A 22,438-nucleotide genomic window follows, 5' to 3' on the forward strand; every position below is an offset into this window, starting at 1 on the left:
CCTACCGCTGACGGCCCCCGCCCAGCAGCGCGTTGAGCTCGCCGTAGTCGAACCCGCCGGCCAGCGAGTCGTACGTGCCCGCGTCCAGCAGCTCCCGCGCGGCGCGGTGCACCAGGGCGTGCACGGCCATGGGGATGCCCGCGCCCGCGCTCACGCGCGCGACGCCGAGCGCCGCCAGGTCCGCGACCGGTGGGGCGCCAGGGCCGACCATGATGTTCACCGGGCCGTCGACGCCGTCGACGAGCTCCTTCACGATCCCCGGGTCGACGGCCCCGGGGACGAAGATCCCGTCGGCGCCCGCGGCCCGGAAGGCGGCGGCCCGTTCCAGGGTGTCATCCACTCCCCCGGCGCCGCGCAGGAACGTGTCGATCCGGGCGTTGACGAACAACGGCACGTCCGCAGCGTCGGCGGCAGCGCGGGCGGCGGCGATCCGCTCGGCCTGCTCGGCGACGTCCCGCAGCGGTCCCGCGCCCTCCCCGTACAGCGCGTCCTCGATGTTCACGCCGACCGCGCCCGCCGCGAGGACCGCGCGGATCGTGTCGGCGACTCCTTCCGGGTCCTCGGCGTAGCCGCTCTCGACGTCCGCGCTGACGGGGACGTCCACGGCGGCGGCGATGTCCGCGACGACCCCGAGGGCACGGTCCCGGTCCACCCGGTCGCCGTCCGCCGCGCCGAGGCCCCACGCGAGCCCGGCGCTGGTGGTGGCGACGGCCGCGGCTCCCGCGTGAGCGACGATCCGGGCGCTCGCGGTGTCCCAGGCGTTGGGCAGGATCAGCGGGCGTCCGGGGACGTGCAGGGCGTGGAAGGCGAGGGCGCGGTCGCGGAGCGAGGTCTGCTTGGTCATGCGTTCACTCAAGCAGCGGGAGCGGGCCGGGGCTGGCAGGAAAACGACATCGACGTGAGGCAGACCGGCGAGGGACGCCGCCCCCGCCCCGCAGGCTCCCGTCGGCCTCTCAGGCCCCCGCCGGCACGGCCGCGCGCGACAGCGCGGACCTCAGCTCCTCCCCCGCCTTCCGCGTCACATCCCCCGCCGCCCCGCTGCGCCCGGCCAGTTCCGCCAGCCGGTCCTCGTACCGACCGCGCTCGTCCCGGCTCAGCAGGGTGCGCAGTCCGGCCGCGGCGGCCAGGGTGACGACGGCCGCGTCCCGGTCGGAGACCTCCGCGGTCGGCACCGGCCCTTCGAGGATCCGCCGCGCCTCCGCCCGCAGCGCGTCCACGGCGGCGACGCGCTCCAGGGCGTACTCGACGGTCGGGAACACTCCAAGGGCCCGCCGCTTCTCCGCGCGGAGGTAACCGCCGGCGGCCAGCTGCTCCCGCACCGCGTCGAGCGTCACGCGCGCGTGCAGCGGCACCCAGCTGTGCCAGTGGTGCGGCCGGGACTCCCGTACGAGTTCCAGGAGCCCGTCGAGGACGGCGTCCCCGGTGTCGGAGTCCAGGTCGGCGGGGGTGGCGATGCCGTCGTCGTCGAGGAGCAGCCCGCGCCGGGCCAGTTCGGTGAGGGCGCCGGCCCGCACGAGGTGATCGACGTGGATCGTGTCGGTGAGTTCGTTGCGCGTGGTGTCCCAGGCCAGCAGGTAGAGCCGGGCGGGCAGGGACAGCGAGCCGTCGGGCACGGGGCCTCCTACAGATCGGTTCACATTAATTCGATTGACGGTCTCGACGCCGCTGCCTACCGTGGACAACGCTTCTGCTGCCGTCGATCGGAGAAGGACGTTGCTCCTCTGAGGTCATGAGACACCGCGTCACACACCTGAGGTGTGTGCGCCGCGTGCGACCTCGGCGTTCGAGCCGTCCTTGGGTGCAGGGCTTTTCTCATACCCCTCTTCTGCCCGCGGAGCCTCCCTGTGGTCGCAGGTGTTCTCGATACGCGTTTGCCCCTGACCGCACCGAGCAACCGCGAGGCCTGTATGTCCGCTTCCCTCACCTGTACCTCCCTTGCCTTCTCCTGGCCCGACGGCACCCCCGTCTTCGAGGACCTCGACATCGCCTTCGGCCCCGGCCGCACCGGCCTCGTCGGCGTCAACGGGTCCGGCAAATCCACCCTGTTGAAACTGATCGCCGGTGAACTCACCCCGGCCGACGGCACCGTGCGGGTCGCCGGCGAGGTCGGCCATCTGCCGCAGAACGTCACGCTCGACACCACCCTGCGGGTCGACGAGGTGCTCGGCATCGCCGCCCAGCGGGCCGCACTGCACGCCATCGAGGCGGGCGACGTGTCCGAGGCGCACTTCGAGACCGTCGGCGACGACTGGGACGCGGAGGAGCGCGCCCTGGCCACCCTCGGCGAACTCGGCCTCGGCCACATCGGGTTGGACCGCACGGTCGGCGAGGTGTCCGGCGGCGAGTCGGTGCTGCTGCGGCTGGCCGCGCTGCTGCTGCGCCGGCCCGACGTGCTGCTCCTGGACGAACCGACCAACAACCTCGACCTGTACGCCCGCAGGCGCCTGTACGCGGCCGTCGCGTCCTGGTCCGGGGTCATGGTCATCGTCAGCCACGACCGTGAACTGCTCGAACTCGTCGACCAGATCGCCGATCTGCGCGCCGGCGAGGTCACCTGGTACGGCGGCAACTTCTCCGCCTACGAGGAGTCCCTCGCCACCGAACAGGAGGCGGCGGAGCGGATGGTGCGGGTCGCCGAGGCCGATCTGAAACGGCAGAAGCGCGAACTCGTCGAGGCCCACTCCAAGTTGGCACAGCGCACGCGGTACGCCAACAAGATGTACGAGAACAAACGAGAGCCGAGGGCGGTGATGAAACTGAAGCGGCGCTCGGCGCAGGTCTCCGCGGGCAAGCACCGCATCATGCACGAGGGGAGGCTCGCCGAGGCCAAGGAGCGGCTCGATGAGGCGGTGGAGGCCGTACGGGACGACGACGTGATCCGCGTCGACCTGCCGTACACGGCCGTGCCGCCGGGCCGTGACGTGCTGACGCTCATGGATCTGGAGCCGGCTTACGGCGCGCGCGTGAAGGGCGGCTTCGACCTGCGCGGTCCCGAGCGGGTCGCGCTGGTCGGCCGCAACGGCGCGGGCAAGACGACGCTGCTGCGGACGATCGCCGGGGAGCTGGCGCCGGTGTCGGGCGAGGCGCACGCGCATGTGCCGCTGCGGTTCCTGCCGCAACGGCTCGACGTTCTCGACGACGAGCTGTCGGTCGCCGAGAACGTGGCGCGGTTCGCGCCGGCCGCCACCAACAACCGGGTCCGGGCGCGGCTGGCCCGCTTCCTGTTCCGGGGCGCCCGCGCCGACCAGAAGGCGGCGACCCTGTCCGGCGGCGAGCGCTTCCGGGCGGCCCTGGCGGCGCTGATGCTGGCCGAGCCGGCCCCGCAGCTGCTGATGCTGGACGAGCCGACGAACAACCTCGACATGGCGAGCGTGCGACAGCTGACGTCCGCGCTGGAGTCGTACGAGGGAGCGCTGATCGTGGCCAGCCACGACCTGCCGTTCCTGGAGTCGATCGGCATCACGCGGTGGCTGCTGCTGGACGGCGAGCTCCGGGAGACGACGGCGGAGGCCGTCGCGGAGATCGACGAGGCGTGAGGGCACGGCGCCGGCGAACCGCCACGGAGGTGGAGGGCGCCGGCGCCGGGTTACTGCCGAGTATCTCAGGAGGGCCACAGCCTGGCCCCGGGGGTTTTGTGTGCGCGGGCCCGCCCTGCATGATGGCGGACCGGTGCCGCTTTTTCCGGGGCGCCGCCACCTGCCGCCGTTACGGAGTTCCCAGTGCCCAGCAAGAAGGCCCTCATCCGCCGTCCCAGCCCGCGCCTCGCCGAAGGCCTGGTGACGCACATCGAGCGCGAGAAGGTCGACGTCGACCTCGCGGTCGAGCAGTGGGAGGCGTACGCCGAGGCCCTGCGCACGCACGGCTGGGAGACGATCGAGGTGGACCCGGCCGACGACTGCCCGGACTCGGTGTTCGTCGAGGACACGGTCGTCATGTACAGGAACGTCGCCCTGATCACCCGGCCCGGCGCCGAGTCGCGGCGCGAGGAGACCGCCGGGGTCGAGGAGGCCGTGGCCTCGCTGGGCTGCTCGGTGAACTGGATCTGGGAGCCGGGCACCCTGGACGGCGGTGACGTCCTCAAGGTCGGCGACACCATCTACGTCGGCCGTGGCGGCCGTACCAACGCGGCGGGCGTCCAGCAGTTGCGCGCCGCCTTCGAGCCGCTCGGCGCGCGGGTCGTCGCCGTGCCGGTGAGCAAGGTGCTGCACCTGAAGTCGGCGGTGACGGCGCTGCCCGACGGCACGGTCATCGGGAACATCCCGAAGGTCGACCGGCCGTCGCTGTTCCCGCGCTTCCTGTCGGTGCCGGAGGAGGCCGGCGGTCACGTCGTGCTGCTCGGCGGTCACAAGCTGCTGATCTCGGCGAGCGCGCCGAAGACCATCGACCTGCTGGCCGACCTCGGCCACGAACCGGTCGTGGTCGACATCAGCGAGTTCGAGAAGCTCGAGGGCTGTGTGACATGCCTCTCGGTCCGCGTACGGGAGCTGTACGCCTGACGAGTGAGCGGATCATCCGTTCAGCCCCGGGACCTGCGGTCCTGGGGCTTACGCATATGCCCCGAAACATCGTGGGAACACAGGCTGATCAGGGATCTTTACGTCACGCTTAACCTACGGCTTCGTAACCTACGGTTTCGTAGCCTACGCTCTCGTAGGTACCGGCAACCGCTCACCGGTCACCCGGCTCTGCTCCCCTGTGTTACGCGTCCCCCTGGAGTTCTTGTGACGATCACTTCCCCTCACCTCGGCAGCCCCGCCGTCTGGACCGACGCCAAGCTGCTGTACGCGCTGGAGGAAGTCGTCGAGACCGAGCTCAACCGGCATCTGAAGGTCGCCAAGGACTGGATGCCGCACGAGTACGTCCCGTGGAGCGACGCCCGTAACTTCCCCGGCTTCTTCGAGGACGGCGAGGCCTGGGACAAGGAGCAGTCGAAGGTCACCGAGATCGGCCGCATCGCGCTCGTGGTGAACCTCCTCACCGAGGACAACCTCCCCAGCTACCACCACGAGATCGCCTCCCTGTTCGGCCGCGACGGTGCCTGGGGCACCTGGGTGCACCGCTGGACCGCCGAGGAGGGCCGGCACGGCATCGTGATGCGCGACTACCTGCTCGCCTCGCGTGCGGTGGACCCGGACAAGCTGGAAGCGTTCCGCATGCAGCACATGTCGGAGGGCTTCGAGTCCGACAACCGCCACTCGATGCTCCACTCGGTCGCCTATGTCGCCTTCCAGGAGCTCGCGACCCGCATCTCGCACCGCAACACCGGTCACCAGTCCGGCGACCCGGTCTGCGACCGCATGCTGGCGCGCATCGCGACCGACGAGAACCTCCACATGGTCTTCTACCGCAACCTCCTGAAGGCGGCGTTCGAGCTCGCGCCCGACCTGACCATGCAGGCGGTCCGGGACGTGGTCGTGAACTTCCGGATGCCCGGCCACGGCATGCCCGGCTTCGAGCGCTTCGCCGCGCAGATGGCCATCGGCGAGGTCTACAACATGCGCATCCACCACGACGACGTCCTCCAGCCGGTCCTGCGTCACCTGAAGGTCATGGAGATCGACGGTCTCGGCCCCGAGGGGCAGCGGGCCCAGGACGAGCTCGGCATGTTCATGGGCGGCCTGGACGCGGAGGCCCTGAAGTTCGACGAGAAGCTGGCGGCACGCAAGGCGCGCATGGCGGCCCGCGCGGCGGGCTGACCGCGGCCGGGGCCCCGTCGATTTTCCGGTGCGGTCCGGCCCCGACCAGCGGCATCATGCCGCCATGCGAGAGAACACCAGGGCGGAGCGGGCGGTCGGGTTCCTGCTCGGCCTCGTCGACGAGGAGACCGCCGTACGGGTCCGGGCCCGGACCGGCCTGCCGGAGCCCGAGAGCCCCGCGCAGGCCCGGGGCCGCGTCACGCGCGCGTGGACCTGGGCCCGCCGTCTCGAGGCCTCCGTCGCACTGTGGATCCTGGAGAACGACGACCCGCAGCTCAACGCCGTGCTGTGGCGGCACATCCCGACCGACGCGGGCCTGCGCCGCGCCATCGCGCGCGGGGTGCCGTTCACACCCGGTCGCGTGGGTCCGCTGCCGGTCGACGCGACCCTGCCCGGGCAGGAACCCGAGGTTCCCGAGGCCTATGTCCGCCTCGGCCTCGTCGGCGCCCTGCGCGAGGTCGGCACATGGAGCGAGGGGCGCACCGCCGCGTCCATGGTGCTGACCCGCGCCGACTGGGAGACGGTCGGTGCGGCGGACCGCGACCACCCGCTGCCCGGTTACGCCCGGTGGGCGCTCTCCGTCCGCCCGGACTGCCCGCCGTCGGTGCGGGCCGGTTTCGGTACGCACGCGAAGTTCACCCACCGGCTGCGCCAGGCGGGCGTGTTCGAGAGCCCCGCGGACTACGTAGCCTCCGACGGCCCGGCGCTGCGGGTCCTCGAGGTGCTGTCGCTGGGTCAACTCCTGTTCCCGGCACGGCTGAAGGAGGCCGAGGACGCCCTGCGGCCTCTGGTCCAGGAGCACTTGGGCGACAACGAGGACGCGTGGGCCGTCCTGGCCCAGCTCACGGAGACGTTCCACGGGAACACACCGGAACTGATCGTCACGGCCGGCGCCATCGCGTGAGAGGGGGCGGGGCGGCTGGATTCGAACCAGCGTGCTTCAGTTTTGGAGACCGACGCGCCTGCCTCTGCGCTACGACCCCGCCCTTGGCGCCCGATCGTAATGCCTTGGCCCCATGTCAGTGGGCCCTGGTACCAATGAGCCACGGGGGAAACGCATTTCGGGGGGCAGGACATGGCGTACGGGGAGCGGGGGCGGCGTCCCCCGGTGGTCGACCTGGCCGACCGGCGGGCGCTGGAGGCGTACCGCCCGGCCGATCCGGAGGTCGTGGCGCAGGCGCGGCGGCTCAAGGAGGCCGCGCTGCTGGACTTCGGGCTGACGGAATCGGCGGTGGCGTCCTGGCTGTACGCCAAGTGTCATCACCAGATCCCGACGACCGCGATCGACACGGCGGCCGTGGTGGCGTCCGGCGACGGCAGCTGTCTGCTGCTCTACAACCCGGACTTCTTCACCGGACTCGGCCTGGACGGCGTCAAGTTCGTCCTGTTCCACGAGGCACGCCATCTGGTGCACCGCCATCTGTTCGCCGACCCGGAGCTGCGGGACGACCCGGTCTTCGAGCTGGCCGCCGAGGTGTCCATCAACCATGTGGCGCTGCTCCGGCTCGGCAGGACCGGACTCCCGCTGCTGGACGGCCGGCCGACGGGCATCGACCCGCGCACGGTGTACGAGCACTACCGCGCGGACCTGACGGCGCACGGCCTGGAGCCCGTCCCGTACGAGACGTTCACCGAGACGGACATGCGGGTGTACGGCGAGCTGAAGCGCATGCACCGCCCGCCGGTCCCGGAGCACCGCCTGTGCGTGCACATGCGGGACGGCCTCGTCCCCGCCGACCAGGAGACCGTCGACGCGGTGACGTCGTCCGCGCTGCTCAACTCCCTGCTGGCGGCCCGGCGCGGGCACGCGGGCGCGGAGCGGGAGCTGCTCGACCTGATGGGCCGCACCGAGGACGGGAATGCGCGGGCCGCCCGGATCTGGGGAAACCTGGGCGCGGGCATGCTGCGCGGCGAGACCACGCGCACGCGCACGGTCGACTGGTGGCAGCGCTGGCTGGTCGACGTGCTCGGTTCCAGGCTGCGCGACGGCGAGCGGCTGGTCTACCCGAAGAAGCGGGGCGCGCTGCTCGCCGCACTCGGTCAGGACCCGATGCTGGCGCGCCGCGGCCCGGTGCGGGACAAGGTGCTGGTCGTCGCGTACGACACCTCGGGTTCGATGCCGCAGCACGTGATCGCCTGGCTCACCGAACTGGTGGGCCGCATCGACGGCGTGGAGGCGCACTGGCTGTCCTTCGACGGCGTGGTGATGCCCTTCAAGCCGGGCGAGCGGGTCTACGGCGGGGGTGGCACCAGCTTCCAGGCGGTCGCGGACTACGTGGAGGGGCGCACGGAGGTCAACGGGCGCCGTTTCGATGTGAGTCCGGACGCTGTCGTGATGCTGACCGACGGATACGCGCCGCCGATCACGCCCGCCGAGCCGGACAAATGGATCTGGTTGATCACCGAGGGCGGCAGCGAGTGGCCCGAGACGCATACACCGGCGATGGCCTGCCATCGCGTCACCACCGGATCGCGGTAGCACCCGACGGATCGCGGCAGAACACCACAGGATCACGGCACATGACCACGGACACACAGCAGTCGACCGTCTCGCGGCTCGAGTCCTTCATCGACGCGATGATCGACATGGGGCAGACAGGCCAGATCTTCGGCGAGCACGGCATCGGCAAGACGGCGACGTTCTTCTCGCACCTCGCCCGCGCCCACCCCGGCACGAGCCTGGTGTACGTCCCGGCGGCGAACCTGACACCGGACGACCTGCTCGTCAACGCGCCGGTGCGCGATCCGCACACCGGTGAACTGGTGCTGCGCCAGCTGGTGATGAGCCAGTTGAAGCCGGGCACGCCGTTCGTGCTGCTCATCGACGACTCGTTGCAGGCGGGCGACACCATCCAGTCGCAGCTGATGCAGATCGCCTGCAACTGGACGCTGGGTGAGCACGATCTGCGGGCGCTCGGCTGCGTCGGCGTCTTCCTCACCGACAACGAGTCGCTGTCGGAGACGTCGTCCCGGCGCGGTGACCTGGCGCTCCTGGACCGCATGGTCACGCTGCGGATCACCGCCAACGACACGTCGTGGCGTCGGCATCTGGCGGCCAAGTACCGCCCGTGGGACCTGCGTCCGGTGTTCTCGCTGTGGGCGTCCCTCTCCCCCGCCCTGCGCGAGCTGCTCTCCCCGCGCACGCTCGACCATGTCCTGGCCAACGCGAAGGAGGGTTTCCCGCTGCGCTGGGGCCTGCCCTTGGTCGACGGCGACCGGCTGCGCCTCGCCGACCCTGGCCCGGACGGAAAGCCCGGGCAGAACCGGACGCGGGAGATCCTGGACCGGATCGCCGAGGCGGTGGGCGTGGCCAACCCGTCCACGATTGCCGACCCGGTACGACAGGTGGTGCGCGCCGCGTTGCGCAACCGCTGGACGGTGCTGCTCCAGGGCCCGCCCGGCTGCGGCAAGACGGAACTGGTGCGGGAGACGGTGCGGGCGGGCCTCGGCCGGGAGCCGCTGTACTTCTCGCTGCCGGTGACGAACGTCGAGGACCTGTGCGCACCGATCCCGTCGGCCGACGGCACCCTCGACAACCTCCTCGCCGCGCACTTCACCGGCCCCGAGCCGAAGGCGATCGTGTGGGACGAGTACAACCGGCCCAAGGACAAGGCCGCGTTCGCCAAGCTCATGGAGATCACCCAGGAGTGGTCGCTGGCGGGGCGGCGGATCGAGAACCTGCGCGCCCAGATCGCGGTGCAGAACCCGCCGTACCATCTGGGCCGCAAGCTGCTGGTGTCGCGGAACAACATCGCGCAGGCGACGCGTTTCACGGCCTCCCTGGAGGTGGCGCCGGAGGACATCCCGGCCAACGAGTGGCTGCTGGCCCGCTACGGCGCGGACGCCGAGACGGTCCTGGAGTGGTGGAAGCACGACATCGACGACGACGGCCGCGCCTGGATCACCAAGCGCACCCTGGAGCGGCTCATCAAGCTGCACCGGCGCGGGCTGCCGCTGGAGATGGGCACGGTCTATCTCGGTGACGGCGAGTACGCGCCGGTGCCGCTCACCGCGCTCCTCGACCGCCTCAGGGGCCGCGAGGTCACCGGGCTGCGTGAGCTCGCCCGGGACGCCGACGCCTGGGAGGCGAGGCTGCGGCGGGCCGCCGAGCGGTCCGGGGAGGGCGGGAACGACAGTGACGTGGTCCACCAGATCCTCGCCAACGCGGAGTTGTCCCAGCTGAAGAAGCACCGCGCGGTGGTGGCCCGGCTGGTGGCGTTGCTGCCGGCCAAGCTGCGGGCGACGTATCTGGTGGGGGCGTCGGAGAAGCAGCAGCGGTTCTGGACGGAGGTGTTCATGGGGATGCGGAGCCGGTAGCTGTCAGGCCTCGGGCGGGGCCGTGCGGTGCACACTGCGGACGGCGGCCACGTCGGCCGGGACCGCCGGTCGCGGTACGTGCGCGCTGTGCGCCTCCAGGCGCCGTTTGACGCTCGCCGCGATGCCCTGTCCCAGCACGAAGCGGGTGGCCGTGACGGCGTGGGGCGCGGTGTCGAGGAGGCGATGGGCCTCGCGGCTGCGCATGCCGGTGTGGGTGAGGACCAGGTGGGTGAGCTGGTGCCGTTCGGCCGCCAGGGTGTCGGCGATGGTGCCGGCGGCGGCCAGGTCGAGGTGGTTGTCCGCCGCGCCGAGGACCGCGGCCGCGCGCACCCGCCCGAGGTCCAGCAGGGTGACCCCGGCCGCTGTGGCGGCCGTCACCAGCCGGGCGGCGGCCCGCGGTCCGATGCCGTTGCTGGCGACGGCGAGCCGGGTGAGCCGCCCGTACGGCGCCCGCTCCAGCGCGTCCGCCAGCCGGTCTGCGCCCGTGTCGCCCAACCGGGCGGCGGACACGTACAGTTCGTCGATCGCCCCGGCGGCGACCACCGCGCCGAGCGCCTCCGCGCCCGCCTCGCCCAGCGGGTTGCCGCCGACGAAGAGCCGCTCGATGCGGCGCCCGTTCTCCGCGGCGGCGAGCAGGGCGTCGGCGAGGACCACGGCGCCGCTCGCGTCGAGGCCGGTCTGGACGAGGTCGAGGGTGCGCAACGACCGCGCCGACTGGATGAGTTCGGCGGCGGCGCGGCCCCCGCCGGAGCCGAGGGGGTTGCGTTTGAGCCACACCCCGGTGACGACCTGCGGCGAGGCGCGCAGCTGGTCGGCGATCCGGCAGGCGCCGCCCGCGGTGATCCCGTTGCAGCCGAGGTAGAGCGTCTCGACCTCCGCACTCGCCCCGGCCACCACCTCGGCCCCGGTGTCGCCCAGCCCGTCGGTCCCGAGCAGCAGATGCCGTACCGGAGTCGGGCCCTGCCCCAGCGCCTGGGCGACCAAAGACGCCCCCTCGGCTCCCAGTTCCTGCTTGCACAGGTCGAGGCGCCCGTCCGGCAGCGCCGTACCGGCCGGGAAGTCCAGCCGCTCCCCCGCGGGGCGCCCGGCCCTCAACCAGTCCAGCAGCGGGCGGAGTTCGGCGAGCGGACGCGGTACGACGGACGGCACTCCGGCGAAACCGCTCGTCTCCTCCGTCACCACTCCGCCTCCTGGTAGTCCTTGAGGAACACCCCGGACAGGGGCTCCCCCGCCTCCCCGCGCACGATCGGGTCGTACACCCGGGCCGCCCCGTCCACGATGTCCAGCGGCGTGCGGAACCCCGCCTCGGCCATGCGCGCCTTCTTCGGTGCCGGGTTCTCGTCGGTGATCCAGCCGGTGTCGACGGCACACATGTGGACGCCCTGGTCGGCGAGTTCGGCGGCGCTGGTGCGGGTGAGCATGTTGAGGGCGGCCTTGGCCATGTTGGTGTGCGGGTGGCCCGCCATCTTGTTGCGGACGGCGAAGCGGCCCTCGACGGCGGTCACGTTGACGACGTACCGGCGCGGCCGCGGCGAGGCCAGCAGCAGGGGCAGCAGCCGGTCGCACAGCAGGGCCGGGGCAAGGGCGTTGACGAGCTGGGTCTCCAGCACCTCGGCCGGGTCGAGCGCGCCGAGCCGGGCCGACCAGGAGTTCTCCGGGGACGGGTCGGGCAGCAGCCCGGCCTCGTCCGCCTCGCGCAGGGCGACGGGCAGGGACGCGGCACCGCTCCCCAGCATCCGCATCGGCCTGAACCCGGGTGCCTGCCGGACCCCTTCGGGCAGGGCGTCGTACTCCCCGGCGGCGAGCAGCGCGTACGACTCCGGTGGTCTGCGGACCGTCTGGGCGGCGTTGTTGACGAGGATGTCGAGCGGTCGGCCCTCCTGCCGCAACTCCTCGCACAAGCCGAGCACTTGGCGCGGGTCGCGGAGGTCGACGGCGAGGACGGTCAGCCGGTCGAGCCACTTCGCGCTGCCCGGCTCGGCGCGGAAGCGGCGCAGGGTGTCGTGCGGGAAACGGGAGGTGACCAGCAGCTCGGCGCCGTCCCGCAGCATCATCAGGGCCAGCTGGAAGCCGATCTTCACGCGGCCGCCGGTGAGCAGCGCGCGGCGCCCGGTGAGGTCGGTGCTCAGGGCGCGGCGGGCGGTGTTGTCGGCGGCGCAGGACGGGCAGAGCCGGTGGTAGAAGGAGTCGACCTCTCGATAGGGCGACTTGCAGACATAGCAGGTGCGCGGCTTGCGGAAGACGCCCGCGGTGCCCGGCCGGGTCAGCGGTGCGTCCTCGCGCCGCTCCGGGGCGCCCGTCGCGGTCGCGGCCATCGCCGCCGCGTCGGCGGCCGACATCTCGGCGCCCCGTGTCTTGCGGCGGCGCAGGCGGCCGTCGCGGGCGAAGGAAGCGGCGACCTGCTCGGCACGCAGCCGCACCGGGTCGTCGACGGGCAGGGCACGCAGCTTGCCCACGACCTGGTGGAAGGCGGTCAGTTCCGCCTCGCTGATCGCCTCGCCCATGTGCCGTCCCCGCCCGTGTTCGCCCTACCGTGGTCCCGACCGGATTCGAACCGGCGTATCCGCCTTGAGAGGGCGGCGAGTCTGCCTCTGCTCTACGGGACCCCGCGCACGCATCCGGACGACCGGATTCGAACCGGCGTGGTCGCCTGAGCAAGGCGGTGCGCCTGCCTCTGCGCTACGTCCGGGTGCGCCCCCGGATCCTAGCCGCACTCCGATCGGCCGGTCGCACGGATTTACGGGACGCCGCGGCGGTGCAACGGTGCCCGCAGGGGGTGACACACCATGGCGCAGACCCATGAGTGGATGTTCTACGAGGTCATGTGGCGCGGCTGGGCGGGCCGGGACCGGGTCCCGTATCCCGTGCCCTGGTGGGCGCAGCAGGCCTTCCGCCACTGGAGCGACGACTTCGACTCCGGCACCTACGACTCGAAGGAGGCGGCCTTCGCCTCCAACGCCCTGTACCGGTACTGGCACATGGTCGGTGTGAAGGACCATCGCCAGGAGTCACTGATCGGCCAGGCGGGCGAGATCGAGCCCGTCTACGACAAGTACAGCCTCTGCTTCTTCCTGCACGACCCGGCGACGGGTGCCCTGCGGCTGCCTCAACTCCCGGACGGGGGAAGGGTGGAGCAGCGGACGGAGGCACCGCATCTGCCGGTGATGCTGACGACGTTCCGCACGCCGGACGACGTGGAGTTCGTGCAGCGCACCTTCGCGACGACGGTCGGCGCGAACCAACGGGACCTGGTGGTCACGCGGGTGACCGTCGGCAGCCCCACCGGGCGGCCGCGCGAGGGCCTGTTGTGCGCGGCCGTGCTGCCGGCCGGGCCGAGCGGCTTCCAGCGGCACGACCGCGACGGCCGCCAGATCACCGACCGGCGTCTGACGTATCTGCGTCATCTGCCGGACGAGCAGCGGGTGGAGACCAACGCGGGCTGGGGCCCGGTCTTCGACACCGCGCCCGAGCAGTACGGGGTCTACGGCAACCCTGACTTCTCCTTCGATCCGGACGGCTACCTCACCCGCAGCCCGTTCCACGACCTGGTCACCGGCGGCAAGCTCAACGGCGCCCTGGAGGCGCAGGACCAGGTCGCGGGATTGTGCAGTGCGGTGTTCGCCTGGCCGTTCCGGGTGGCGGAGAGCGAGGTCTTCGAGATCGCCGTACGGCTGCCCGTCGACCTGTTCAGCGGCGCGGCCGACCTCGCGGAGCTGCGGGGCACGCCGGTCGCCGAACTGGAGGACGCCAACCGGGCGTTCTGGACGTCGAAGATCCTCGGGCAGGGCGTGCAGCCGGGCCTGCCGCGCCCGGTGGCCCACCTCACGGACCTGTTCCGGCAGGCCCGTACCCAGCTGCTCATCCTCTCCGACCACGGCGAGATCCACCCGGGCCCCACGGTCTACGACTCCTTCTGGATCAGGGACTCCTCCGTCGAGGCGACCGCCTGCGCGCTGGTCGGCGACTCAGCCCTGGCCGAACGGCAGTTGCGTACGCACTACCCGCTGAAGTTCAACCTCGGCACGGGCCGGATCGGGCCATGCGCCGAGTACGGCTTCTACGGCGGCCCGCACGAGAAGGAGGACCGCGAGTGGGACAGCAACGGCCAAGCGCTGTGGGCGATCGGCCGTTTCGACCGGACGATCGGTCAACAGGCGGCGTTCGGGGCCAAGTTGTACGTCTCCTATGTGCGGGAGGCGGCCCGCTGGCTGCGCGACAACCGCGACCAGTACGGCCTGCTGCACAGCGGCTGGAGTGCCGAACATCTCGGTGATCGCGACAAGCCGCACTACTGGGACGACTTCTGGGCGCTGGCCGGGCTCTACGAGGCCGCGCGCCTCGCCGAGCGGATCGGGGCGCCGGAGGCCGGTGAACTCTGGTCCGTCTTCGACGACTTGAAGGCGGCGACGGGTGACTCGATCCGCTGGGTGCTGGGTGAGCAGCGTGCACGCGGCGCCTGGGAGACGTACATCCCGACCGGGCCGGGCGACGTCGGACGCCTGGACTCGACGATGATCGGGGCGGCGGCGTACTTCCACCCGCTCCGCCTGCACATGGGCAGCAAGCTGGGCGACGACATCGACCGCGCCGCCCGCAGCACACTCGACACCCTGTACGCGCGCTTCGTCACCGGCGGCTACCGGCACGAGGCCGCCTGGCAGGCGTACGGGCCCTATCTGACCCTGCAGTTGGCGCACGCGTACCTGCTCGCCGGGGACCCGGAGCGGATGGACGCGCTGCTCGGCTGGACGGTCGCGGCGGGGTTCCCGAGCGTGGCGGGGCGCGCGGTGGCGCTGGGCGCGTGGAACGAGCAGCACGCGTTCCCGATCGCGTCCGACTTCCGGGACGTCCCGTACGGCCGCTGGTACATGGGTGACATCCCGCACGGCTGGGCGGCGGCCGAGTATCTGCTGCTGATCCGCGACATCCTCTTCTTCGAGGCGGACGAGGACCACGACCCGCACCTGTACATCGCTCCGGGCGTACGACCGCACTGGGTGCCAGGGAGTGAACCGGTCACCGTGGACGCGGCGCCGACGCTCTTCGGCGCGCCCTTCGGCTACCGGCTCACGCACGACCCGGCGGAGCGGAGGGTGACCGTGGACATCACGCAGGCGCCGGAGGGGGTGAGGTTCGTCTACCCGTGCCGGTTCGGCGAGGTGCGGTCGGCGGAGGCGGACGGACACGGGCTCGACCGGACGGGCCAGGACGTGCGGGTGCCGGCGGGGACGGGGCGGTTCAGCGTGACGTACACGTGATGCACGTGGTGCCCGGCGTACGCCCTGCTCAGCGGGACGTCCGCCGGATCTCCAGCCGTTCCTTCTCCGACAGGCCGCCCCACACGCCGAAGCGCTCGTCGTTGTCGAGGGCGAACTCCAGACAGGCGGAGCGGATCGGGCACAGACCGCAGATCCGCTTCGCCTCCCGTACGGAGCTGCCCGGCTCGGGGAAGAAGAAGTCCCCGCCGGTCTGCGCGCACAGCGCCTCGTCCTGCCAGTCCAGGTCGGGTGGCGTGATCGTCTCGATGAGCATGGGCAGGATCGTGCCGGGCGGCGAAAAACGTTCGATCAACGCGGGATCAACGCCGCGCTCCCAGGCCTCCGGCCGTCCCGATCCTGCTCCGCCGCACCCCGTGACGCACGGCGGCGCGCGGTATTGCGGGGCGTTTGTCAGTGGGCAGTGCGAGACTCGGCAGTGCACTGGACGTGACCCCTCGGAGGAGGGCAAGGATGCTCACCACCAGCTATGTCACCGGCGCACCGAACTGGGTCGATCTCGGCACCCCCGACATCGACGGCGCCGCTTCCTTCTACGGAGCGCTCTTCGGCTGGCGCTTCGAGCCCGGGCCGCCCGAATCCGGCGGTTACGGCTTCTTCCAGCTGGACGGGAAGACCGTGGCGGGCGGCATGCCGTCCCCCGCGGAGGACGGCCCGCCGTCCTGGACGGTGTACTTCCAGACCCCCGACGCGGACGCCACGGCGAAGGCCACCGAGCAGGCGCACGGCAAGGTGCTGATGCAGCCCATGGACGTGATGGACCAGGGCCGGATGGCGATCCTCGCCGACAAGGCGGGCGTCCCCTTCGGCATCTGGCAGCCCGGCCGCCTCAAGGGCCTGGACGTGACCCAGGAGCCGGGCTCGCTGTGCTGGGTCGAGCTGTACACGGCGGACCAGCCGATGGCCGCGTGGTTCTACCACACGGTGCTCGGCCTGGAGACCTACGGCGTCGACTTCCCCGGTGGCACGTACACGACGATCAACCCGGCCGGCGCCTCCGAGGACGCCATGTTCGGCGGCATCGTCCCTCTGGCCGACGACCCGACCGAGGCGGAGGGCACCCCCTACTGGCTGCCGTACTTCGAGGCCACGGACGTGGACGAGGTGGTGTCCAAGGCGGAGGCCGGGGGCGGAAGGGTCCGGATGCCGGCGACGGACGTCCCGGGGGTGGGCCGGGTGGCGCGACTGGCCGATCCGTACGGGGCACGCTTCGCGGTGATCAAGAGCGCACCGGCACAGGGTTGACCTGGCGGTCCAGGAGCCGAGGGGGCCCGGGCGGCCGAGCCGGGATTCGTTTCCGTCCACGGCGGGCGGCGTCGTGACGGCCTTCTGCGACGCCCGGGGGCGTGAGCGGGCGGGGACGCTGTCCGCCGTTCACGCCCACGAACCCGCCGCGCCGGTGCACGCAGGGGCGGTCCGTCCCGACGAGCCCTAGGCGGATTCCCGCCGCACCAACGTCGTGGGCAGTACCACCCCGGACATCGTGTCCCCGGCCCCCTTCAGCAGCAGCCGGGCCATCAACCGGCCCATCTCCTCGATGTCCTGGCGGATCGTCGTGAGGGGCGGGTCGGTCTGTTCCGCGATCGGGAGCATGTCGTCGAAGCCGATGACGGCGACGTCGTCGGGGACGCGGCGGCCGTGCTCGCGCAGGACGCGCAGGGCGCCGGACGCGGTCAGGTCGTTCGCGGCGAAGACGGCGTCGATGTCCGGGCAGCGGTCGAGGAGCTCGCGCATCGCCCGCTCACCACCGGCCGGTGTGAAGTCGCCCTCGACGACGAGGCGCGGGTCGGCGTCTCCCATGACGTCCCGGTACCCCTCCAGCCGGTCCACCGCCGACGTCTGGTCGAGGGCGCCGGTGATGTGGGCGACGCGGCTGCGGCCGAGGTCGACGAGATGCCGTACGGCGTCCCGGGCGCCGCCGCGGTTGTCGCTGTCGACGTAGACCACGTCGTCGCCCGTGCCGTCGCTCCAGCCGGGCCGGCCGCCGAACACGGTGGGGATTCCGGCCCGTTGGATCAGGCCGGGCAGCGGGTCGTCCAGGTGAAGCGAGAAGACGAGCGCCCCGTCGACATGGCCGCCGGCGAGATAGCGGCCGACGCGGGCGTGGTCGTCGCGACCCTCGGTGAGCAGCAGGACGAGTTGGTTGTCGTGGGCCGTCAACTCCTTGCTGATGCCGCGGAGTTGCAGCGCGAAGAAGGGGTCGGCGAAGACCCGGGTCTCGGGTTCGGCGACGACGACGGCGATGGCGTCGTGCCGTCGCGTCACAAGGCTGCGGGCGGCCTGGTTGGGGACGTACCCGAGCTCCTCCACGGCCCGCCGCACCCGCTCCACGAGCGGCTCCCGCACCCCGTCGCCGCCGTTCACCACGCGGGACACGGTGGCCCGCGAGACCCCGGCCCGCGCGGCCACGGCCTCCAGCGTGGGACGCGGCACTGTCTCGCTCACTTCGGGCCCTCCTCCTGGTTGCGGCCCAGGATAGCCCTGGCCGGGGCCGACGGTGAGAGCGCTCTCGGGAGGACGGAAAGGCGGTTGCGGCGGTGAGCGTGACGGCAAGAGGATCACCGTATGACTTCGGGAAGTGCCCATGGCCGCTGAGCCCCGCCTCGCGCCGTACGCCCGGCTGCCCAGTGCGTATCAGGGCCGGGACGTGCTGCACAGCACCGTCGACGCGTTCGGGCGGGCGCACTGGCTGCTGCGCGACTCGGCGCGGCGGGGCAACGCCTACGACGCTCTGCTCGTCACGGTCGAGGGCGGGCACGACCGTACGACACGTCTGCGGTCCGTTCACGCCCGCTTCCCGCGGGTGGACGCGCTACCGGACGGCGCTTTCGTGGTGGCCGACGCCCGCCGGCAGGACGGGGTCGATCAGGTACAGGTGTTCGACTCGTCAGGACGGTCGTCCTACGGCTTCGACGTCGGTGACGCCATCGAGCACCTGCTGACCGACGAGTCCGGCGACCTGTGGGTGGGCCACTTCGACGAGGGCGTCGGCAGTGACCCGCTCTGCGATCCGGGGCTGCGGTGCTGGAGCCGTGCCGGGGAACCGCTGTGGCAGTACCACCAGCCCTCGGAGGCCGGATGGTTCCTGGACTGCTACGCCCTGAACGTCGACCGTCGCTGCACCTTGGCGTACCCGTACACGGACTTCCCGCTCCTGGAGGTCCGGAGCCGAGGCCAGGCGCGCATCCGCACCACGCCCGTCCGGGGCGCGAAGGGGGTGGTGGTCCACGGCCCTCGTGTCGCGCTCTACGGCGGGTACGGCGACGAGCACGACCGGCTCCTCCTCGGCAGCCTGACCGACTCGGCGGTCGAGCCCGTCGAGGAGACCCGTCTGCTCCGCGCCGACGGGGCGCGATCGGGCCGCCGGCGGGTCGTCTGCCGCGGTCCGCGTCTCTATGTGCAGGAGGAGCCCGGCATCGACTGGGCCCTGTACGACATCGGTTGACGCCTCGCGTCCTCAGTGCGCGTGCCCGGACGTGTGCTCGTGCGGCTCATACCCCGGAATCGTGCCGTCCGTCTTCTTCACCAGGAACAGCCCCACCATCCCCATGTCCGAATGGCTCTGGACATGGCAGTGGTACATCCACGCGCCCGCTCCGACGCCTTCCCCCGCGATCACCTGGAAGCCGAAGGAGTCGGCCGGGCCCACGATCTTGTTGTCGATGACCTGGCTCGGGTCGTCGGGGCCGGTGAGGGTGCCGGTGCGGTTGTCCGCCCAGCGGTGACCGTGCATGTGGAAGGTGTGGTAGTACTCGCCGTGCGTGATCATCACGAACTCGACCCGATCGCCCACGGTGGCCTCGAAGTCGGGGCCCGAGTGGGCGGGCTTGTTGTTGATGAGCATGTCGTTGAAGACGATCGTGTGGGTCGCGTCCGGGAGGACGTCGCCCTTGCGGCGGACGATCACCGGGCCGTACAGGCCTTTGCGGATGCCACCCGTACCGTGTTCCGTGCCGACCACGTGGTCGTGGTAGTGCCAGTACCCCGCGCTGCCCGCCCGCCAGGTGCCGTCCTTGCGGCGGCCGGGGGCGTGGGTGCGCCACGTGTAGGTGCGGGTGCCGCCCGGTTCGACGTCGCTCTTGTTCAGCTTCGTGCCGTCGCTGGAGATTTCGTAGTCCAGGCCGTGGACGTGGAGGCTCGCCGTCACGTCCATCGTGTTCTCGAACTCGATGTGCAGGGTGTCGCCCTCGTTGAGTTCGATCAGCGGGCCCGGGATCGTCGCCTTGCCCTTCTCGAAGCCGTAGCCCATCTGCCCGTCGGCGAGCTTCTCGGCGTACAGCTTGATGTGCCGGACCTCCCCGCCCGCCGGGGCCGTCCTCGCCGGTGTGTCGGCGCTCGCGGCCTCCGGCGCGACCGACAACGATGTCGCGACGGTCCCGGCGCCCACGACGGCCGCGCCGCCCAGCAGCATCCGTCTGTTGAACCCGCGCCTGTCCATGCGGAACTCCCCAGCCTGGTAAGGAATTTGCAGAGACGTACCTGTGACGAACCTGTGAGACGGTACCGGCCGTTCCGCTGTTTATCCACACTCAGGACAAAGTTGACCCCAACTCGGTCATAGGTATTGGCGAGGTGCGCAAAGACGTCTAGCTTCCTTGGCGCTGTTGCTGTGACCGAGGAGGTGCCCATGCACTTACGAGGGTTGAGCACGAGAAGACGGATCGGTGTGGCGGGTGTGACCGCCGGGGTCGTCGTGGCCGGGTTGCTGTCCGGTCCCGCCGCCACCGCGCGCCCGGCGCCCGAACCACCGCTGACAACGATGTCCGTCAAGTCGCCGCCGGGCGGCGCGAATGTACGGGTGCTGCTCTTCTACGGGTCCGCCGCGGCCGGCGAGGAGTCGCCCGTGGTGAACGCCGGGATCGAGGCGATCGAGAAGATCGGGCTGTCCGGGCCCACGAACCAGCGCTTCAAGACCGTGGCCACCGACGACGCCTCGGTCTTCACCGACGAGACCGAGCTGGGACGTTACAACGCGATCGTCTTCCTCACCGGGGGCGGTGACATCCTCGATCCCGAGCAGGAGGCGGGACTCGAGGCCTACATGGAGGCGGGCGGCGGGTTCGTCGGCATCCATGACGCCGCGCGCGCCGAGCCGTACTCGGACTGGTTCACGGGGCTCGTCGGCGCCCGTCCCGCCGCCTCCAGTCCGACCGCCGTACAGCGGGCCGTGGTGGAGGTGGGCGATCGGCAGCATCCGGCGACGAAGGATCTGCCGGTGCAGTGGAAACGGCCCGATCAGTGGTTCAACTGGGCCAAGAACCCCTCGGGTTCCGTGCACACGGTGGCCCGGGTGCGCGAGTCGACCTATCAGCCCGGCGACGGGAAGAACGGCTGGGACCACCCGGTCAGTTGGTGCCGTGACTACGACGGCGGGCGTTCCTTCTACACTGGCATGGGCGGCACCGTCTCGTCCTACGACGAGACCGACTTCCGTGCGCATCTACGCGGCGCCCTGCTGTGGACGACCCGGCTCGTGCGGGCGGACTGCAAGGCCACCATCACCGGCAACTACAAGGCCGAGCGCCTCACCCAGCCCAATCAGCCGGGCCAGAACGACCAGATCGGCGAGCCGCACGGCCTGGTCACCGCGCCCGACGGGCGGGTGCTCTACATCGGCCGGGGCGGCGCCGACGCCTCCCAACCGGTGATCACCGACTGGAACAACCCCGACATCGGCAAGGGCAAGGGCGAGATCCACGTCTACGACCCGAAGACCAAGAAGGTCACCCTCGCGGGCGCCCTGACGGTCTTCGGCAACAAGGGCGGCGGCGACGAGCTGGTGAAGGTCGAGGAGGGGCTCCTCGGCATCGAGCTGGACCCGCGGTTCGAGGAGAACGGATGGGTGTATCTGCACTACACCCCGCACTCCCGGATCAACCGCGAGACCCGGATGGCCGAGCGCCGCGTCTCCCGCTTCACCCTCGACCTCGCCACGAACAAGCTGGATCTGGGCAGTGAGAAGGTGCTGCTCAAGTGGCCGGTGCAGATCCACAGTTGCTGCCACGCGGGCGGCGGGATGACCTGGGACTCCAAGGGCAACCTGTACATCGCGACCGGTGACAACAACTCCAGCCGCTTCAGCGACGGTTACTCGGGCAACAACCCGGAGCCGAACTACAAGGGCGTCTCCTTCGCCGACGCGCGCCGCACCGCCGGCAACACCAACAACCTCAACGGCAAGATCCTGCGCATCCACCCGGAGGCCGACGGGACGTACACCCTGCCCGCCGGGAACCTCTTCACCGGGCAGGAGACCGACGAGGGGGGCGGCAAGACGCGCGGCGAGATCTATGTGATGGGTGTCAGGAACCCGGCCCGCATCTTCGTCGACAAGAAGACCGACATCCTCTACGCGGGGTGGGTCGGCCCGGACGCCTCGGCGCCCTCCACCACCTGGGGCCCGGCGAAGTACGACACGTTCGCCGTCATCACCAAGGCGAGCAACCGGGGTTGGCCGTACTGCATGGGCAACAAGCAGCCCTACCGCGACCGCAACCTCCCCGACCCGGCGAAGCCGCTGGGCTGGTACGACTGCGACCACCCGAAGAACGAGTCCCCGAACAACGACGGCCTCGTCAACCTCCCGCCGGTCACCGGCAACAACATCTGGTACTCGCCCCAGGGCGGCGCCCCGGACTTCCCGCGCGACGCGAACGGCGTCCCGTCCTACAAGCAGGAGGAGTCCACGTATCTGCTGCCGTGGCTGAAGGGCGGCGGGCAGGCCGCCATGAACGGACCCGTCTACCGCTACGACGCCAGCAGCACGAGCGGCGTGAAGTGGCCCTCGTACTGGGACGGCAAGTGGTTCGTGGGCGACTTCTACGACGCCGACCAGCCGCGCAACGCCGTGATCACCGACCCGAAGACCCATGGTGAGGGTGGACTGCCCGTGCACTCCGAGTCGTTGAAGAAGATCGTCCCGATCGGCAACGACGGCATCAAGAACCTCATGGACTGGAAGTTCGGTCCGGACGGCTCGCTGTACGTCCTCGACTACGGCCGGGGTTTCTTCACCTCGGACGCCAAGTCGGCGCTGTGGCGGGTCACTTACACGGGCGGTGGTCCGACACCGGCCGCCGATCAGCTGGCCAGGGGGGCGGCGAAGTGACACGGCAACGAAGAGTCCTCACCGCCCTGTTGGCGGCGGTG

17 protein-coding genes and 3 tRNA genes are annotated in these 22,438 nt (G+C 71.2%); 10 read left to right on the forward strand and 10 right to left on the reverse strand.

The window, feature by feature from the left end; translation table 11 throughout:
- Window position 1: 1 nt before the first annotated feature.
- Together ACFUO4_RS06460 and ACFUO4_RS06465 are read right to left on the reverse strand one after the other, a co-directional pair.
- Window positions 2–844, reverse strand: a complete 843-nt coding sequence (locus ACFUO4_RS06460; protein WP_383480442.1) for an isocitrate lyase/phosphoenolpyruvate mutase family protein — start codon at window positions 842–844, stop codon at window positions 2–4.
- A 109-nt stretch (window positions 845–953) separates the two neighbouring features.
- Entirely contained in the window at window positions 954–1,613 is a 660-nt protein-coding gene (locus tag ACFUO4_RS06465; RefSeq protein WP_383480443.1) for a GPP34 family phosphoprotein, read from the reverse strand.
- Window positions 1,614–1,907: 294 nt separating this feature from the next.
- Between ACFUO4_RS06465 and ACFUO4_RS06470 the strand changes: the two genes are divergently transcribed.
- The 4 genes from ACFUO4_RS06470 to ACFUO4_RS06485 all read left to right on the forward strand — a co-directional run bounded on the left by ACFUO4_RS06470 (window position 1,908) and on the right by ACFUO4_RS06485 (window position 6,600).
- Window positions 1,908–3,536, forward strand: a complete 1,629-nt coding sequence (locus ACFUO4_RS06470) for an ABC-F family ATP-binding cassette domain-containing protein (RefSeq protein WP_383480445.1) — start codon at window positions 1,908–1,910, stop codon at window positions 3,534–3,536.
- 183 nt (window positions 3,537–3,719) lie between these two features.
- On the forward strand, window positions 3,720–4,496 hold the full coding sequence (gene ddaH / locus ACFUO4_RS06475) for a dimethylargininase (protein WP_079308355.1): 777 nt from the start codon (window positions 3,720–3,722) through the stop codon (window positions 4,494–4,496).
- A 225-nt stretch (window positions 4,497–4,721) separates the two neighbouring features.
- Window positions 4,722–5,696 carry an acyl-ACP desaturase gene (locus ACFUO4_RS06480; RefSeq protein WP_079308354.1) on the forward strand — a complete coding sequence of 325 codons (975 nt, stop codon included), beginning with the start codon at window positions 4,722–4,724 and terminating at the stop codon, window positions 5,694–5,696.
- 64 nt (window positions 5,697–5,760) lie between these two features.
- Window positions 5,761–6,600: a hypothetical protein gene (locus tag ACFUO4_RS06485; RefSeq protein WP_383480448.1), complete on the forward strand. Its 840-nt coding sequence runs from the start codon at window positions 5,761–5,763 to the stop codon at window positions 6,598–6,600.
- A 5-nt stretch (window positions 6,601–6,605) separates the two neighbouring features.
- Here ACFUO4_RS06485 and ACFUO4_RS06490 read toward each other — a convergent pair.
- Window positions 6,606–6,681, reverse strand: a tRNA-Trp gene (locus tag ACFUO4_RS06490).
- A 90-nt stretch (window positions 6,682–6,771) separates the two neighbouring features.
- On the opposite strand from ACFUO4_RS06490, the gene ACFUO4_RS06495 reads away from it, so the two are divergent.
- Complete coding sequence (locus ACFUO4_RS06495) at window positions 6,772–8,175, forward strand: hypothetical protein (RefSeq protein WP_383480450.1); 1,404 nt, start codon at window positions 6,772–6,774, stop codon at window positions 8,173–8,175.
- Window positions 8,176–8,216: 41 nt separating this feature from the next.
- Window positions 8,217–10,013: an AAA family ATPase gene (locus ACFUO4_RS06500; RefSeq protein WP_383480452.1), complete on the forward strand. Its 1,797-nt coding sequence runs from the start codon at window positions 8,217–8,219 to the stop codon at window positions 10,011–10,013.
- A gap of 3 nt (window positions 10,014–10,016) precedes the next feature.
- On the opposite strand, the gene ACFUO4_RS06505 is transcribed toward ACFUO4_RS06500, so the two are convergent.
- From ACFUO4_RS06505 to ACFUO4_RS06520, 4 genes are all read right to left on the reverse strand, one after another.
- Window positions 10,017–11,192: a ribonuclease inhibitor gene (locus ACFUO4_RS06505; RefSeq protein WP_383480454.1), complete on the reverse strand. Its 1,176-nt coding sequence runs from the start codon at window positions 11,190–11,192 to the stop codon at window positions 10,017–10,019.
- Entirely contained in the window at window positions 11,189–12,517 is a 1,329-nt protein-coding gene (locus tag ACFUO4_RS06510) for an SDR family NAD(P)-dependent oxidoreductase (protein WP_383480456.1), read from the reverse strand. Before ACFUO4_RS06510 ends, ACFUO4_RS06505 begins: the two co-directional genes overlap by 4 nt.
- A gap of 30 nt (window positions 12,518–12,547) precedes the next feature.
- Window positions 12,548–12,619: transfer RNA gene (locus tag ACFUO4_RS06515), tRNA-Glu, on the reverse strand.
- Between the two features lie 11 nt (window positions 12,620–12,630).
- Window positions 12,631–12,702: transfer RNA gene (locus tag ACFUO4_RS06520), tRNA-Ser, on the reverse strand.
- 97 nt (window positions 12,703–12,799) lie between these two features.
- On the opposite strand from ACFUO4_RS06520, the gene ACFUO4_RS06525 reads away from it, so the two are divergent.
- Window positions 12,800–15,271, forward strand: a complete 2,472-nt coding sequence (locus tag ACFUO4_RS06525; RefSeq protein ID WP_383480458.1) for a hypothetical protein — start codon at window positions 12,800–12,802, stop codon at window positions 15,269–15,271.
- A 28-nt stretch (window positions 15,272–15,299) separates the two neighbouring features.
- Here ACFUO4_RS06525 and ACFUO4_RS06530 read toward each other — a convergent pair whose 3' ends face one another.
- Complete coding sequence (locus ACFUO4_RS06530; protein WP_179143289.1) at window positions 15,300–15,545, reverse strand: WhiB family transcriptional regulator; 246 nt, start codon at window positions 15,543–15,545, stop codon at window positions 15,300–15,302.
- Window positions 15,546–15,742: 197 nt separating this feature from the next.
- On the opposite strand from ACFUO4_RS06530, the gene ACFUO4_RS06535 reads away from it, so the two are divergent.
- Window positions 15,743–16,534, forward strand: coding sequence for a VOC family protein (locus ACFUO4_RS06535; protein WP_383480460.1), 792 nt, complete (start codon window positions 15,743–15,745; stop codon window positions 16,532–16,534).
- A gap of 186 nt (window positions 16,535–16,720) precedes the next feature.
- On the opposite strand, the gene ACFUO4_RS06540 is transcribed toward ACFUO4_RS06535, so the two are convergent.
- Complete coding sequence (locus tag ACFUO4_RS06540; protein ID WP_383480462.1) at window positions 16,721–17,734, reverse strand: LacI family DNA-binding transcriptional regulator; 1,014 nt, start codon at window positions 17,732–17,734, stop codon at window positions 16,721–16,723.
- A 139-nt stretch (window positions 17,735–17,873) separates the two neighbouring features.
- Here ACFUO4_RS06540 and ACFUO4_RS06545 point away from each other — a divergent pair, with 139 nt between their 5' ends.
- Entirely contained in the window at window positions 17,874–18,734 is an 861-nt protein-coding gene (locus ACFUO4_RS06545; protein ID WP_383480464.1) for a hypothetical protein, read from the forward strand.
- 12 nt (window positions 18,735–18,746) lie between these two features.
- On the opposite strand, the gene ACFUO4_RS06550 is transcribed toward ACFUO4_RS06545, so the two are convergent.
- A complete protein-coding gene (locus tag ACFUO4_RS06550; protein WP_079307631.1) occupies window positions 18,747–19,727 on the reverse strand; it encodes a multicopper oxidase domain-containing protein in 981 nt (326 codons plus the stop codon).
- A gap of 189 nt (window positions 19,728–19,916) precedes the next feature.
- Here ACFUO4_RS06550 and ACFUO4_RS06555 point away from each other — a divergent pair, with 189 nt between their 5' ends.
- Window positions 19,917–22,397: a ThuA domain-containing protein gene (locus ACFUO4_RS06555; protein WP_383480466.1), complete on the forward strand. Its 2,481-nt coding sequence runs from the start codon at window positions 19,917–19,919 to the stop codon at window positions 22,395–22,397.
- The last annotated feature ends 41 nt before the right edge of the window (window positions 22,398–22,438 follow it).

The sequence above is a fragment of the Streptomyces sp. NPDC057280 genome (assembly GCF_042668605.1).
In the GTDB taxonomy this organism is placed as follows: Bacteria; Actinomycetota; Actinomycetes; order Streptomycetales; family Streptomycetaceae; genus Streptomyces.